This is a genomic window from Pseudomonas sp. SB113, from assembly GCF_040754745.1.
Classification (GTDB): Bacteria; Pseudomonadota; Gammaproteobacteria; order Pseudomonadales; family Pseudomonadaceae; genus Aquipseudomonas; species Aquipseudomonas grimontii.
This window is the reverse complement of sequence record NZ_JBFMHW010000137.1, coordinates 1-472: the sequence shown is the minus strand read 5'-3', so window position 1 is coordinate 472 and position 472 is coordinate 1. Positions and strand designations below refer to the sequence as shown.

The 472-nt window shown below is 54.7% G+C and carries 2 protein-coding genes; both read right to left on the bottom strand.

The window, feature by feature from the left end; all coding sequences use genetic code 11:
- Nucleotides 1–111: glutaredoxin domain-containing protein (locus tag AB1462_RS31850; protein ID WP_367249076.1), on the bottom strand; the 111-nt coding region annotated here is incomplete at its 3' end.
- A 203-nt stretch (nt 112–314) separates the two neighbouring features.
- Nucleotides 315–472: BolA/IbaG family iron-sulfur metabolism protein (locus AB1462_RS31845; RefSeq protein WP_367249074.1), on the bottom strand; the 158-nt coding region annotated here is incomplete at its 5' end.

The following is a 472-nucleotide window of genomic DNA, read 5'->3' as shown; positions in this document are numbered from 1 at the left end:
CTCGCTCGAGGTCAGAATATCGACGCCTTTATAATCGACGTCGAGATAGTCGAGAATCTGAACGACCTGACCCGAAAATCCGCACTGCGGAAAGCCCGGCGTGCCCTTCATGAAAAGGACGACGTCGTTGGTCTTCACTTCATTGGCGATAAAATCGTTGATTCCGCTCATAATCTTCTTGCCTCGTCCTGGCCGGATTCAAGGTCCGGCATTTTTCCAAGTGCTAACACCGTACCGTATGTGGTTGCAACAGTGTAGCTTTCCAATAGTCGCACGCCCGGTTTCCGCAGTTTGCGGAGAGCGGAAAGCGTAAATCAGGTTGGAACGCTCGTCTGGAGCGCCAGCGCATGGAGAACGCCGCCCATATTGCCCTTCAGCGCGTCATAAACCATCTGATGCTGCTGAACGCGGCTCTTGCCACGGAAGCTTTCCGACACGACTTCGGCCGCATAATGGTCGCCATCGCCGGCCA